At 69.2% G+C, this 12,213-nt stretch carries 11 protein-coding genes; 6 read left to right on the top strand and 5 right to left on the bottom strand.

All coding sequences use genetic code 11. The annotated features are described in order from the left end of the window. Nucleotides 1-2 precede the first annotated feature (2 nt). The 3 genes from A37E_RS0106315 to A37E_RS0106305 form a co-directional block, all read right to left on the bottom strand. A complete protein-coding gene (locus A37E_RS0106315) occupies nt 3-1,028 on the bottom strand; it encodes a patatin-like phospholipase family protein (RefSeq protein WP_029555838.1) in 1,026 nt (341 codons plus the stop codon). A gap of 132 nt (nt 1,029-1,160) precedes the next feature. After that, the gene (locus A37E_RS0106310; protein WP_038192708.1) at nt 1,161-4,265 is read right to left on the bottom strand and encodes an efflux RND transporter permease subunit; all 3,105 of its coding nucleotides are present in this window, start codon (nt 4,263-4,265) and stop codon (nt 1,161-1,163) included. Further along, nucleotides 4,262-5,356: an efflux RND transporter periplasmic adaptor subunit gene (locus A37E_RS0106305; protein ID WP_245279279.1), complete on the bottom strand. Its 1,095-nt coding sequence runs from the start codon at nt 5,354-5,356 to the stop codon at nt 4,262-4,264. Before A37E_RS0106305 ends, A37E_RS0106310 begins: the two co-directional genes overlap by 4 nt. A 192-nt stretch (nt 5,357-5,548) precedes the next feature. Between A37E_RS0106305 and A37E_RS0106300 the strand changes: the two genes are divergently transcribed. Beyond that, nucleotides 5,549-6,253 carry an SDR family oxidoreductase gene (locus tag A37E_RS0106300; protein ID WP_029555835.1) on the top strand — a complete coding sequence of 235 codons (705 nt, stop codon included), beginning with the start codon at nt 5,549-5,551 and terminating at the stop codon, nt 6,251-6,253. 12 nt (nt 6,254-6,265) lie between these two features. Here A37E_RS0106300 and A37E_RS0106295 read toward each other — a convergent pair whose 3' ends face one another. Continuing rightward, on the bottom strand, nt 6,266-7,390 hold the full coding sequence (locus A37E_RS0106295) for a site-2 protease family protein (protein WP_029555834.1): 1,125 nt from the start codon (nt 7,388-7,390) through the stop codon (nt 6,266-6,268). Nucleotides 7,391-7,507: 117 nt separating this feature from the next. Between A37E_RS0106295 and A37E_RS0106290 the strand changes: the two genes are divergently transcribed. The 4 genes from A37E_RS0106290 to A37E_RS0106275 all read left to right on the top strand — a co-directional run bounded on the left by A37E_RS0106290 (nt 7,508) and on the right by A37E_RS0106275 (nt 10,475). Continuing rightward, nucleotides 7,508-7,993 (top strand): MarR family transcriptional regulator, encoded by a 486-nt coding sequence (locus A37E_RS0106290; protein WP_029555833.1) that lies wholly within the window; start codon nt 7,508-7,510, stop codon nt 7,991-7,993. Next, nucleotides 7,990-9,327, top strand: a complete 1,338-nt coding sequence (locus tag A37E_RS0106285; protein WP_029555832.1) for a multidrug effflux MFS transporter — start codon at nt 7,990-7,992, stop codon at nt 9,325-9,327. Before A37E_RS0106290 ends, A37E_RS0106285 begins: the two co-directional genes overlap by 4 nt. Nucleotides 9,328-9,420: 93 nt before the next feature. Further along, complete coding sequence (locus tag A37E_RS0106280; RefSeq protein WP_029555831.1) at nt 9,421-9,855, top strand: hypothetical protein; 435 nt, start codon at nt 9,421-9,423, stop codon at nt 9,853-9,855. A gap of 14 nt (nt 9,856-9,869) precedes the next feature. After that, the gene (locus A37E_RS0106275; protein ID WP_038192704.1) at nt 9,870-10,475 is read left to right on the top strand and encodes an OmpA family protein; all 606 of its coding nucleotides are present in this window, start codon (nt 9,870-9,872) and stop codon (nt 10,473-10,475) included. 90 nt (nt 10,476-10,565) lie between these two features. Here the strand turns inward: A37E_RS0106275 and A37E_RS25185 are convergent, their stop codons facing one another. After that, nucleotides 10,566-11,372 carry a hypothetical protein gene (locus A37E_RS25185; protein ID WP_197022941.1) on the bottom strand — a complete coding sequence of 269 codons (807 nt, stop codon included), beginning with the start codon at nt 11,370-11,372 and terminating at the stop codon, nt 10,566-10,568. A 262-nt stretch (nt 11,373-11,634) separates the two neighbouring features. Between A37E_RS25185 and A37E_RS25850 the strand changes: the two genes are divergently transcribed. Continuing rightward, on the top strand, nt 11,635-12,093 hold the full coding sequence (locus tag A37E_RS25850) for a hypothetical protein (RefSeq protein ID WP_051678830.1): 459 nt from the start codon (nt 11,635-11,637) through the stop codon (nt 12,091-12,093). The last annotated feature ends 120 nt before the right edge of the window (nt 12,094-12,213 follow it).

Genomic DNA, 12,213 nt, shown 5'->3' with positions numbered 1-12,213 from the left:
GATCAGAGCTCCGCCATCAGCTGGTCGAAATTGACGGTGGAGGCCTTGCCGATGTCGGCACCGTGCTCTGTCAGGAAAAGGTCTGCGGCCTTGCGCCCCTCGTCCCTCAGCCAGGTGAGGAAGTCCCACTCGGCATTGAGCTTCGAGGAGAAGCCCAGCTCGTTCATGATGGGGTTGCGCACCACATGCACCCGCATCCGCGCCCAGTTGCAGGCTTCCGAGTCGCCGGAAAGCTCGTGCACGTGGCGCTGGAGCAGAGCCATCATGTAGAGTTCCTTGACCGCCACCGAGTTGAACGACACCTCGTTGAGACGATTGAGGATTTCGCCCGGCGTCTTGGGCGTGCCCGGCCGCTCCAGCGGGTTGATGGGCACGAGGATGGTGTCGTCGGATTTCAGCTCGCTCACCAGCGGCGCCAGCGTCGGGTTGCCGGAATAGCCGCCGTCCCAATAGGCCTCGCCGTCGATCTCCACCGCCTGGAAGAGGGTGGGCAGGCAGGCGGAGGCCATCAGCACGTCGGGCGTGATCTCGGCGTTGCGGAACACGCGCGGGCGGCCGGTGCGGACGTTGGTGGCGGTGATGAACACCTTGATCGGGGAGGCGCGCAGCCGCTCGAAGTCGATCTGCTTTTCGAGGATCGGCGCCAGCGCGTTCCCGCCCAGGGGATTGTACTGGTAGGGCGAGAACATGCGCGTCATGAAATCCATCATCAGGAAGCCCGGCGCGGTGTCCATGGACCAGCGGCCGAGCATCTTGTCGAAGGGCGAGCGCTTGAACGGGCTGAAGCGCGCGGCCTCCGAGACGTGGGTCCAGTAGCTCTCAAGGGCGAGCTTGGCGCCCTCGCGGCCGCCGGCGGCGAAGCCGTCCGCCAGCACGGCGGCGTTCATGGCGCCCGCCGAGGTGCCGGAGACGCCCTCGATCTCGAGCCAGCGCTCGTCGAGGAGCCGGTCGAGCACCCCCCAGGTGAAGGCCCCGTGGGAGCCGCCGCCCTGCAGGGCGAGATCGACGAGTACCGGTTCCCGTTCCATCTGAGACCTCATTCACAAGCAGGCCGCATCTGGTGCGGGCCTGTCGCCGTTTGGCGTGGGCGGGCGATCCTCGGGTCGTCTGTGTTCTTGATCCTTGGCGGCGGCGGGTCAGGCCCGCCATCCGCGTGCCGGTCAGGCCGGCTGCGTCTTGACCGGCGCTGTCTTTCCCGCGCCCGCGACGCGCTCCGGCCCGGTGTCGGGTCCGAACCACGCCACGTAAAGCGCCGGCAGGAAGATGAGCGTCAGAAGCGTGCCCACCAGCAATCCGCCCATGATGGCGAAGGCCATGGGCCCCCAGAACACGGTGGGCGCGATGGGGATCATGCCGAGCACCGTGGACACTGCCGTGAGCATGATGGGCCGGAAACGCATGGAGGAGGCGGAGACCACCGCATCCCACACGCTCTTGCCCGCCGCGCGGTCCGCCTCGATCTGGCCGATGAGGATGACCGCGTTCTTGGTGATCATGCCGATGAGCGCCAGCACGCCGAGAATGGCGACGAAGCCCAGCGGCCGGCCGGAGGCGAGCAGCGCCGCCACCACGCCGATGAGGCCGAGCGGCGCTACCGACAGCACGATGACGAGCCGCTGGAAGCTCTTTAGCTCGAACATCAGCACGGTGAACATGAGCAGCAGCATCACCGGCACCACGGCGACGACAGAGGCGAGGGAGGACGCGCTCTCCTCCACCGTGCCGCCGGTGGTGATGGCGTAGCCGGCCGGCAGCGTGCGGCGCAGGGCCTCGATCCTCGGATCGAGCTTTTCCACCACGCTCTCGGGCAGCACGCCGCGCTTCACGTCCGACTGGACGGTGAGCGTCGGCACCCGGTCGCGCCGCCAGATGGCGGGATAGTCCTGTCCGTATTCGAAGGTGGCGATCTGCGAGAGGGGCACGGTGCGCCCGTTGGGCAGCGGCACCTGAAGGGTGGCGAGGGAGGCCAGCGACACGCGCTCCTCGTCGGTGGCGCGGGCCACCACGTTGACGAGATAGATGTCGTCGCGCACCTGCGTCACCGGCTGGCCGGAGAGCACGGTGTTGAGCACGCCGGCCAGCTGCGCGGTGGAGAGGCCCAGCAGCCGCGCCTCGTCCTGGTCCACGCGGATGGAGACCTGCCGGGCGGGCTCGATCCAGTTGTAGTTGACCGTCTCCACCTCGGGGTTCTCGGCCATCACCTTGGCGAGGTCGAAGGCGATGGCGCGCACCTTCTCGATCTCCGGGCCGGAGACGCGATACTGCACCGGCCAGCCCACGGGCGGCCCCAGCTCCAGCGGCGAGATGCGCGCCACGAGCTGCGGGAAGTCGGTGGCGAGCACCTTCTCCAGCTTCACGCGCAGCCGCTCGCGGGCGGCCACGTCCTTGGCCACGATCACGCTCTGGGCGAAGAAGTCGTTGGGCAGCTGCACGTCGAGGGGCAGATAGAAGCGGATGGCGCCACGGCCCACATAGGTGGACCAGCGGGCCACGTCCGGATCATTGGCCAGCACCTTGTCGAACGCCTCGGCGACGCTCTGCGAGGCGTAGATGGAGGCGTTCTGCGGCGAGGCGAGATCCACCAGCAGCTCGGGCCGGTCGGAGGAGGGGAAGAACTGGCGGGGGATCAGCGGCAGCGCCAGCACGGAGAGCACGAACAGGCCGGCGGTGACGGCGAGCGTCACCCAGCGCAGGCGCAGGCACAGGATGAGGAACGACCGGTACATCCCCATCACGCCTTTCGGCGAGGCGTCGGGATCGGGGATCTTGTCCTTCGCCGGCGCGCGCAGGATGAGCACCTGGAGGAGCGGCGCGAACAGCACGGCCACGATCCACGAGACGAGGAGCGCGATGCCCACCACCGCGAACAAGGTGAAGGTGTATTCGCCCGCCGAGGAGGCCGCGAAGCCCACCGGCACGAAGCCCGCCACCGTCACCAGCGTGCCCGCGAGCATGGCCGCCGCATAGGCCTTGAAGGCGTAGGAGGCGGCGGTGGGCGGGTCGTCGCCGGCCGCGAGGCGGGTCAGCGTCGCGTCGGTGGTGGTCATGGCGTCGTCCACCATCAGCGCCAGCGCGATGATGAGGGCGCCCAGCGAGATGCGCTGCATGTCGATATGCGCGAGCTGCATCAGCGCGAAGACGATGGCGAGGGTAAGCGGGATGGCGAGCGCCACGATGGCCCCCGCCCGCACCCCGAGCGCGATGAACGACACCACGAGGATGATGCCCACGGCCTGCCACAGGCTCTCCATGAATTCGGAGATGGCGCTCTTCACGGTCACCGCCTGATCGGCCACCAGCGTTGCGTCGATGCCTACGGGCATGTTCGCGAGGATGCGCGTCATGGCGCGGTCGATGTTGGCGCCCATGGCGAGGATGTCGCCGCCGTCGCGCATGGCGATGGCGAGGCCGATGGCATCCTTGCCGTTCACCCGGAACATGGGCTGGGGCGGATCGGCGAAGCCGCGGCGGATGGTGGCGATGTCGGCAAGGCGGATGAGGCGTCCGTTCACCGCCAGATTCACGTTGGCGATGTCGGCTTCCGAGGCGAAGGCGCCGGAAACGCGGATGGAGATGTTCTCCTTGCCGGTCTGGATCTCTCCCGAGGGGCGCACGATGTTCTGCGCCGCCAGCGCCGAGAGCACCGCCTGCCGGTCGATGCCGAGGCTTGCCAGCTCGGCCATGGAGAATTCAATGAAGATGCGCTCGTCCTGCGCGCCGAGGATCTCGATCTTCGACACGTCCGGCACGTGCAGCAGCTCGGAGCGCGCCTCCTCCACATAGTCGCGCAGCTCGCGATGGGAGAAGCCGTCCGCCGTGAAGCCGTAGATGATGCCGAAGGTGTCGCCGAACTCGTCGTTGAAGAACGGCCCCACGATGCCCTGGGGCAGGGTGTGGCGGATGTCGGCGATGCTTTTCCGCACGTGATACCAGATGTCCGGTACCTCGGAGGCGGTGGCCGAGCCCTTCAGGTGCACGAACACGGTGGTGACGCCGGGCTTGGTGTAGCTCTCCAGGAAGTTGAGCTGCGGCACCTCCTGGAGCTTGCGCTCCAGCCGCTCCGTCACCTGCCGGAAGGTCTCCTCCAAGGTGGCGCCGGGCCAGTTGGCCTGCACCACCATGGTCTTGATGACGAAGGTCGGGTCTTCCGCCCGGCCGAGGTTGCGGAACGCCATCACGCCGGCCACCACGGAGATGGCCATGAGATAGAGGATGACGGATCGGTGTTTCAGCGCCCAGGCTGAAAGGTTGAAGCCGCCGCTCACAGGCTGGCTCCCGCCGGGGTGGCGAGCAGGCGCACCTTCTGGCCCGGGTGCAGGGCCTGCACGCCCGCCGTCACCACGATCTCGGAGGGCTTCAGCCCCTCGCCGACGCTGACGGACGCCGGGCCGAAGCGCAGCACCTCGATGGTGCGCAGCGCCACCGTCTGGGACTTGGGGTCCACCACCCACACGGCGGGCTTGTCGTTGAGGCGGGTGAGGGCGCTGGCCGGGATTTCCACCACCGGCCCGCGGTCCACCATCACCCGGCCGACCACCGTGGTGCCGAGGCGCAGCGCCTCCGGCGGATTGTTGAGACCGACACGGACGCGGAAGGTGCGCGTCACCGGATCGGCCTGCGGGGCCACCTCGCGCACGCGGCCGGTGGCGGTGATGGCGGGATCGGTAGCGAGGGCCACCGTCACCTCGGGATCGCCGGGGATGCCGGACAGCAGCGCGGCGGGCACGTCGAACACCGCGTCGCGGCCGTCCTGGCGTGCCACCTCGATCACAGGCTGGCCGGCCTGCACCACCTCGCCCGGTTCGGCCCGGCGCTGGGTGACGACGCCGGCGCTGTCGGCCTTCAGCTCGGTGAAGCCGAGGCGGTCCTCGGCCATCTGCAGGCGCGCTTCCGCGTCGTCCACCTGCGCGCGGGCGTTCAGGAACGCCTGCTCGGCCTGCTCATACTGGGCGCGCGGGGTGAAGCCGCGGGCGAGGAGCTGGCGCTGGCGCTCATACTGGTTGCGGGTCTGGGTGAGGTTGGCATTGGCCGCGCCGAGCGCCGCCTGGGCCGAGCGCAGCGCATTCTGCTCGTCCTGCGGATCGAGGCGGGCGAGCACCTGGCCGGCGGTGACGCGATCGCCCACGTTCACCAGCCGGTCGATGATGCGGCCGGAAATGCGGAAGCCGTAGGTGGCCTCGTTCTGCGCTTCCACCACGCCGGTGAGGCTCACGGCGTCGCTCGCCGCGCGGTTGGTGGCGACGACCGTGCGCACCGGCCGCGGCTCCTGCGCCTGCGGCTTCTGGGCTTCACCGCAGGCAGAAAGGAAAAAGCAGGCGCCGAGCACGCCCATAAGCATGCGCTTACCTTTCACCACGCCAGCATCCTGCCCGCGATATCCCCGATGGTCACGCACGAGCAGCTCCTCTTCGCAGTGCAACCAGCGTGGCTATAAAGGAGACTTGGACGTTAGACCAGACACTTCGCCGGAAGGACCTTCCTATACGTGGCCGTTTCTGCCATTCCGGGTGGGAACGTGCGCGACATGCGCCAAAAGGAGAATATGAACATGGCAGAGGTCAAGGTCGCCGTCGTCACCGCGGGCGGTTCGGGCATGGGCGCGGCATGCGCGCGGCGCCTTGCTGCGGATGGCTATGCGGTTGCCATCCTGTCCTCGTCCGGCAAGGGCGAGGCGCTGGCGGCGGAACTGGGCGGCCTGGGTGTCACCGGCTCCAACCAGAAGGCCGAGGACATCGCGAAATTCGTGGATCAGGTGATGGCCCGCTACGGCCGCATCGACGTGCTGGTGAACAGCGCCGGCCACGGCCCGCGCGACACCATCACCGCCATCACCGACGAGCAGTGGCACCAGGGCCTCGACGTTTATCTCATGAATGTGATCCGCTCGGTGCGCCTCGTCACCCCGATCATGGTGGCGCAGAAGAGCGGGGCGATCGTCAACATCTCCACCGCCTGGGCGTTCGAGCCGGCCGCCATGTTCCCCACCTCCGCCGTGTTCCGCGCCGGGCTTGCCGCCTACACCAAGATCTTCGCCGACACCTATGCCGCCGACAACGTGCGCATGAACAACGTGCTGCCCGGCTGGATCGACAGCCTGCCGCAGACCGACGAGCGCCGCGCCGGCGTGCCCATGGGCCGCTATGGCACCAGCGCCGAGATCGCTGCCACGGTGGCCTTCCTCGCCTCCGAGGGCGCCGGCTACATCACCGGGCAGAATCTGAAGGTGGACGGCGGGCTGATGCGCTCGGTGTGAGGCCCGTCGCCCTCAGCCGGCGCCGGGCCCCGGCTTCGCCCGCGCATCCCGCGCCACGTGGATCATCATCAGCTCGCCCACATTCTCCGGCGTGAGCAGGCCCACAAGCCGGCCGCCGGCGACATCGAGCACGCCGACGGCGGGGACCTGGGCGCTGGTGATGAGCTTCAGCGCCGCATCGAGCTTGGAGCGCGCCTCGACGGTCGGGATGTCGTGCTGCATCACCTCGATGACGGGCGTTGACGGCCCCTGGTCCTTGAGCGCCCGGATCATGGCGTCGCGTGTGAGCACGCCACGCAGGTGGCCGGCGCCGTCCACCACCGGGAATTCCTTCTGGGTGGAGCGGATGAGCGCCTCCGCCGCGTCGTCCACGGTGGATTGCGGCCCCAGCGTCTCGAAATGCGTGATCATGGCGTCGGCCACGATATGCCCGCGCGAGGCTTCCCTCAGCTGCACCTGCCCGGCCTCGCCGGAGGCGGCGAGGAAGACGAACACGCCGATGATCATCAGCATCGGATTGGTGAAGATGCCCAGCAGCCCGAGGCCGATGGCGAGGCCCTGTCCGATGGAGGCGGCGAGCGCGGTGGCGCGGGCAAAGCCCATCTTCATGGCGAGCAGCGCGCGCAGCACCCGTCCGCCGTCCATGGGGAAGGCCGGGATGAGGTTGAACAGCACGAGGAAGATGTTGGCCCCCGCGAGCTTGACCAGCATGGAGGTCCGCGGGTCCTCGATCTTCGCCAGATCCTCCGCCTTGAGGTCGCCGCCGGCCAAGGTGAAGCTCAGCACCGCCAGCAGCACGACGGCGATCACCACATTCACCGCCGGCCCGGCGATGGCGACCACCAGCTCCTGCGAGGGCTTCTCCGGGATGCGCTCCAGATTGGCGATGCCGCCGAACGGCCAGAGCGTGATGTCCGGCGTCTTCACCCCGTAGCGGCGCGCGGCGACCACGTGCCCCAGCTCGTGCAGCAGCACGCAGAAGAACAGCATCGCCACGAACAGCACGCCCTCCCACGCCGCCTGCGACCCGCCGGACCGGTAGTAGGCCGCCCAGATCCACACCAGGAACAGGAGGAAGGTCACGTGGATGCGAATGGCGGTCTCGCCGAGGCGGCCGATGGTCAGGGACCAGGGCATTCGAAATCTCCCTGAGGGATGTGGATTGACACATAGCGCCTCGGGCCGGGCACGCAATGACATGCATCAGGACGTTTCCGGCTTGTTGGTAAGGAAAGCTTATTATATAGTCCCCTTATGAGATCGCCCCCGCCCGCCGCCACGCCCCAGCTCGGTTTCGTCCTCGTGGATGCCGCCCGGCTCTATCGCGCCCGCATCGACCGCGCGTTCGACGGCGCGGGCCTCGGCCTCACCCCCGGCGAGGCGCGGGCGCTGGCGCACATCAACGTCAATCCCGGCCTGCGTCAGTCTGCGCTGGCCGAGAAGATGAGCGTGGAGCCCATGACGCTGGTCGGATTCCTGGACCGCCTTGAGGCGCTGGGGCTGGTGGTGCGCGAGGCGGACCCGACCGACCGGCGGGCCAAGATCGTCGTGCTCACGGATGCGGCGCGGCCCTATCTGGACGGGATCGAGAAGGCGGCGGCGCGGGCGCGCGAGGAGGCGACGCGCGGCTTCTCGGATGAGGAGCGCGCGCAGCTGCGCGAGTTCCTCGACCGCATCCGCGGCAATCTCGCCCGCGACTGCGCGGGCCGCGAGGCCCGGCTCAAGGAGGCGCGGCGGTGAGGGCGCCATCTCCGGCGGGGGCCACCCCCGCACCGCTCATGACCGAGCGCGAGGTGTCGATCATCGGCGGCATGATGGTCATGCTCGGCCCGGTGAGCCTCTCCCTCTACACCCCGGCTTTGCCGACGCTGGTGGAGGTGTTCGGCACGTCGATTGCTACGGTGAAGCTCACCCTCACCGTCTTCTTCTTCGGCTTCGCCGTGTCCCAGCTCGTCTGCGGCCCCCTGTCGGACGCCTATGGCCGGCGGCCGGTGGCGCTCGGCTTCTTCGGCATCTATTTGTCCGGCGCCCTCGTCGCCATGCTGGCGCCGACCATCGGCTGGCTGGTGGCGGGGCGCATCCTGCAGGGCGTCGGCGCGGCGGCGGGCATCGCGCTGTCGCGCGCGCTGGTGCGCGACCAGTATACGGGGCAGGCCTCGGCGCGGGTGATGAACCTCATCGGCACCATCCTCGCCATCGGCCCCGCCGTCTCGCCCACCATCGGCGGCCTGCTGCTCGGCACATTCGGCTGGCATTCGGTGTTTGTCGCCATGACCGTGTTCGGGCTCAGCCTCATGCTGGTCCTGGTGCTGCGGGTGCCGGAGACCAACCGCACGCCGGACCGTCGCCTCGCCGCCCCCCGCGCCGTCGCGCGAAGCTACCGGCGCCTCCTGTCCAACCGCAGCTTCATGCGCGCGGCGCTGACGGCGGGCTGTGCCCTCGGCGGCATCTACACGCTGGCGGCAGCGGTGCCCTTCCTGCTCATCGATCGCGTGGGCCTCTCGCCCACCGGTTTCGGCCTCGCCATGATGATGCAGACCGGCGCCTTCATGCTGGGCACCCTCATCGTCCGCCCGCTGCTGAACCGCTACAAGGCGCAGCAACTGATCCTGCCCGGCCTGCTGCTGGTGCTCACCGGCGCGATCATCATGGCGGTCGGCACCCATGTGGTGGGGCTGTCCACGCTCAGCGTGATGCTGCCCATCTCCTTCTGGGCCTGCGGCTGCGCCCTGCTGCTGCCCGGCTGCACCACCAATGCGCTGGCCGGCTTCGGTTCCATCGCGGGTGCCGCCTCGGCGCTGACCGGCTTCGTGCAGATCGGCAGCGGCTTCGTCGGCACGTCCCTTTCGGCGCTGCTGCCCTCGCCGCTCATCGCCATGACCATGCTGGTCCCGGTCATGGCCGTGGCGGCGCTCGTCGTCCACCTCGCGCTCGCCCCGCGCCGGACCGATGAGCCCGCGCCGGTGGAGGTTGAACCTCAGGCTCCGGATCTCGAACTCGCCGCCGATCCCCTCGGCCTCGTGGGGGCCGCCGGCGACGAGATCGAGGCGGGAACTTACCGCCAGGCATCCTGAGCACGCCACGCCCGCGCCCCCGCTGGTTGACCAAGCGGGAGGCGGAGTGGTCAATTCACCCTCAGCTCGCGAATCCGGGCTATGGGGGGACATATGAAACTTCGAGGATTGGCCTTCGCGGCCCTGATGGCGCTCGGCGCGGCAGGCGCCGCCGGCAGCGCCCAGGCGCAGACCGTGAGTTACGCGCAAGCCGCCGGCCTCCTGGCGCAGCATTGCGGCGAGGACATCATGAAGCTCTGCCGCGGCCAGAACCTGGGCAACGGCGCCATCTACAACTGCCTCAGCCAGAATGTGGGACGCCTTTCCCCCGCCTGCGCCGCCAACCACGAGGGCATCCGCCAGATGACCGAGGCGCGGGCCGCCGCGCAGCGCGAGGTCCACAAGGTCTGCGACCGTGACCGCGCGCAATATTGCCCCGGCATGGTGCCCGGCGACGGCAACATCGTCTCGTGTCTGCTTGAAGCCTCCAAGGTGGTGAGCCAGGCCTGCACGAGTGCCCTCATCAACGCCGGCTACAATCAGCAGTGAAGGGGGAGGGACAGATGAAATTCCAGATGCGTTCCGCCCTGCTGCTGTCCGCCGCGCTGCTGGCGCCGGTGCTCCTCGCCGCGCCGGCCTCGGCCCAGGTCGCCACCTCCAACGCCCAGATCGTTCAGGGCCTTCAAGCCAGCGTCGCCGATGTGCCGAACGTCTCGGCCGAGGCCCTGCGTGGCCTCGCCGTCGCGCACATGAAGTATACCGGCCCGCCCGAGAGCCGCCCGCCGCTGGCCATCCAGCTCGACCAGCTGGCGCAGATCAACGTGGAGATCGAGTTCGATCTCAACTCGGCGATGATCAAGCCGTCGTCCTACCGCACGCTCGGCTCCATCGCCGATGCCATGCACAACCCGATCCTGCTCGGCTACAAGTTCCTCGTGGTGGGCAACACCGACACCACCGGCACCCGCGAGATCAACCTCAAGCTCAGCCAGGAGCGCGCCGACGCGGTGATGCAGGCGCTCGCCACCACCTTCCGCGTGGACCCGCGCCGGCTCCAGGCCGTGGGCCTCGGCGAGGAAAACCTGCAGGACGTGAAGAATCCGCATGCCGCCATCAACCGGCGCGTCCAGATCTTCAACCTGGGCAGCACGGGCGTCCTCACCCCCTGATCCTGCCAACCACTGAACGCGAGAACGCCGCCGCCGGGGATGCCCGGCGGCGGCGTTCCTGTTTCTGCGACCTCAGTTGAGGACCGGCTCTCAGGCCTTCTTGGCGCGGGCCGGCTTGGCGGCAGCCTTCGCGGGCGCCTTGGCCGGGGCCTTGGCGACCGGAGCGGGCGCCGTCTTCACCGCCGCGGCCTTGGCGCGGGCGGCCTTCGGGGCGGGGGTCTTGGGAGCCTCGGTCTTGGGAGCCTCAGTCTTGGGCGCGGGGGCGGCCTTCGGAGCCTTCGGCGCGGCGGCCTTGGGAGCGGCAGCCTTCGTCGCCTTCGGGGCTGCCGGCTTGGCGGCCTTGGCGGCCGGGGCCTTCGTCTCGACAGCCTTGGCCTCGGGCGCAGCCTTCGGAGCGGCAGCCTTCGGAGCAGCAGACTTCGCAGCTGCGGCCTTGGGCGCGGCCTTCGCCTTCGCCGCCTTGGCCGGGGTCTCCGCCACTGCCTTCGGCGCTGCTTCCTTCGCCGCCGCCGGCTTGGCCGCCTTCGGAGCCTTGGGAGCCGCGGCCTTCACCACGGTCGCCTTCGGCGCGGCAGCCTTCGGCGCGGCGGCTTTGGGCGCCACAGTCTTGGGGGCCGCCGCCTTGGAAGCTGCCTTGGAAGCTGCCTTGGGAGCGGCGGCCTTGGCAGGCGCGGCCTTCGCAGCAGCGCCCTTGGGAGCGGCCTTGGGAGCGGTAACCTTGGGAGCCGCCGCCTTGGCAGTCTTCGCAGCAGCGGGCTTGGGCTTGTCGGGGGACTGGGTCAGAGCGGAAGCCGCGAGGGACTTGATCTCCGCGTGGGTGAGGCTGCCCGGATCGCGAAGGGCCTTCGCGGCGAGGCTGCTCACTTCGTCACTGGTGACTTCCGGCTTCTTGGCCATGACTCTTCTCCGAAATTCTACGCGCCGGCGCGAATTCCGTGTCGAATCACGACGTTCGCCAGCATGTGATCCATCCCCCGGAAAATTTTCGGAATGGTTAACGCCAGTCTTATCAGGACGTTCCCGTTGGCGCGCGAGTGGCCGCCCGCGCATCTCGTGAAGGTGTCACACCCTCGTCCCACCATCGGACTAGGGTGCCGAATCAGCAGCGGGCGCGGGGGCGCGATGCTTACCGATTTCCGTTATAAATGAAGGGGTTCGCATGCCCGGCCGTCCGACCGTGCTCTTCCTGTGCCCCGACAACGGGGCGCTCAGCCTGATGGCGGAAGCCGTGGCGCTCCATCGTCATCCCGATCTGCGCCCGTTCAGCGCTGCCGCTGCCACGCCGGGCCAGGTCGATCCGGCCCTCGTCGCCGCGCTGGAGGCGGAGAGCATCCCCGCTGATGGCCTCTCCGCCAAGCCGGCCGGGGTGTTTCTGCTCTCCGGCGCGCCGCGCCTCGATGTGGTGGTGGCGCTGGGCGAGGCGAGCCGGCGGGCCATCCGTCGCCAGCCCTTCCTCGGCCTGTTGCGGCTGGAGACCTGGGGCCTCGCGGAAGTGGTCCGCAGCCTGCCCGCGCCTGCCCGCCGCACCGCCTATCGCCGCCTGCTGCCGGACATCGCCGCCGCCATCGCGCGGCTGGAGGAGCGCATCGCGCTCCGCCTCTCCGGGGTGGCCGCGTAGGGCTTTACGCTGCCTTCGCTCAAGCGCCGCGCGGGAGCTTTTCACGGCTTTCGCTCAAGCGCCGCGCGGGCTTTTGGCGTTGCCTCCGCTCAGGCAGCGCGGGCCTTTGGCGTCGCCTTC

Source organism: Xanthobacter sp. 91, from assembly GCF_000702385.1.
GTDB classification, from domain to species: Bacteria; Pseudomonadota; Alphaproteobacteria; order Rhizobiales; family Xanthobacteraceae; genus Xanthobacter; species Xanthobacter aminoxidans.
Note: the sequence above shows the minus strand (reverse complement) of the source record. Positions and strands in the feature narration are given on the sequence as shown.

Coding starts and splice junctions, on each gene's coding strand:
- A37E_RS0106295 (WP_029555834.1), bottom strand. CDS start 7,390: ATGCCCTGGTCCCTGACCATCGGCCGCCTCGGCGAGACCGCCATTCGC.
- A37E_RS25185 (WP_197022941.1), bottom strand. CDS start 11,372: ATGGCCAAGAAGCCGGAAGTCACCAGTGACGAAGTGAGCAGCCTCGCC.
- A37E_RS0106290 (WP_029555833.1), top strand. CDS start 7,508: ATGAGATCGCCCCCGCCCGCCGCCACGCCCCAGCTCGGTTTCGTCCTC.
- A37E_RS0106280 (WP_029555831.1), top strand. CDS start 9,421: ATGAAACTTCGAGGATTGGCCTTCGCGGCCCTGATGGCGCTCGGCGCG.
- A37E_RS0106315 (WP_029555838.1), bottom strand. CDS start 1,028: ATGGAACGGGAACCGGTACTCGTCGATCTCGCCCTGCAGGGCGGCGGC.
- A37E_RS0106275 (WP_038192704.1), top strand. CDS start 9,870: ATGAAATTCCAGATGCGTTCCGCCCTGCTGCTGTCCGCCGCGCTGCTG.
- A37E_RS25850 (WP_051678830.1), top strand. CDS start 11,635: ATGCCCGGCCGTCCGACCGTGCTCTTCCTGTGCCCCGACAACGGGGCG.
- A37E_RS0106300 (WP_029555835.1), top strand. CDS start 5,549: ATGGCAGAGGTCAAGGTCGCCGTCGTCACCGCGGGCGGTTCGGGCATG.